At 65.1% G+C, this 1,268-nt stretch carries 1 protein-coding gene; it reads left to right on the forward strand.

Features of this window, described 5'->3' with window-relative positions; genetic code table 11:
* Nucleotides 1–1,268: serine hydroxymethyltransferase (gene glyA, locus FM101_RS08435; protein ID WP_428844151.1), on the forward strand; the 1,268-nt coding region annotated here is incomplete at both ends.

A 1,268-nucleotide genomic window follows, 5' to 3' on the forward strand; every position in this document is an offset into this window, starting at 1 on the left:
TGACGGCCCCGCTGGCGGAGCTTGATCCCGAGGTCGCTTCGCGGATCGATGCCGAGCTGGCCCGCCAGCAGGACGGTCTGGAAATGATCGCCTCGGAAAACCACACGGCCCAAGCGGTCATGGAAGCCCAGGGCTCGGTGCTGACCAATAAATACGCCGAGGGCTACCCCGGGCGCCGGTACTACGGCGGCTGCGAGCATGTCGACGTGATCGAGTCCTTGGCGATCGAGCGGGTCAAGGCCCTCTTCGGTGCCGGCTACGCGAACGTCCAGCCACACTCGGGTGCCCAGGCCAATGCCTCGGTGATGCACGCACTGATCCGTCCCGGGGACACGGTCATGGGCCTGAACCTGGCCCATGGTGGTCACTTGACCCACGGGATGAAGATCAACTTCTCCGGACGGCTCTACAACATCGTCCCGTACTCGGTCTCCGAGTCCGATCTGCGCATCGACATGGACGAGGTCGAGGCCCTGGCGATCGAGCACCAGCCCAAGATGATCGTCGCCGGCTGGTCGGCCTATCCCCGCCAGTTGGACTTCGAACGGTTCCGGGCGATCGCCGACAAGGTCGGGGCCTACCTGTTCGTGGACATGGCCCATTTCGCTGGCCTGGTTGCTGCCGGGTTGCACCCCTCCCCGGTGCCGCATGCCCATGTGGTCACCTCCACCACGCATAAGACGTTGGCCGGCCCGCGGGGCGGGATCATCTTGTCCAATGACGCCGATATTGCCAAGAAGATCAATTCGGCGGTGTTCCCCGGTCAGCAGGGCGGGCCGTTGGAGCATGTGATCGCCGGTAAGGCGGTCGCGTTCAAGATCGCTGCCTCGCCGGAGTTCGCCGAACGCCAAGCCCGGACGTTGGCCGGGGCCAGGATTTTGGCTGAACGACTCAACGCGCCCGATGTTGCTGCGTGCGGGATCAGCGTGCTCACCGGTGGCACCGATGTGCATTTGGTGCTGGTTGATCTGCGGGACTCGGTGCTCAATGGCCAGGAAGGTGAAGACCTGCTGGCGAAGATCGAGATCACGGTGAACCGTAATGCTGTCCCGTTTGATCCGCGGCCGCCGATGGTGACCTCGGGGCTACGGATCGGGACTCCGGCGTTGGCGACGCGTGGTTTCTCCGAGGAGGCCTTTACCGAGGTCGCTGACATCATCGCGGCCGCGTTGATTGCCGGGACCGCCGACGGCGGTGCCGACGCCGGTGTCCTTGAAGGGTTGAAGGCCCGGGTGACCGCCCTGGCTACCGCCCACCCGCTCTACCCG

The organism is Arthrobacter rhombi, from assembly GCF_900163545.1.
In the GTDB taxonomy this organism is placed as follows: Bacteria; Actinomycetota; Actinomycetes; order Actinomycetales; family Micrococcaceae; genus Arthrobacter_H; species Arthrobacter_H rhombi_A.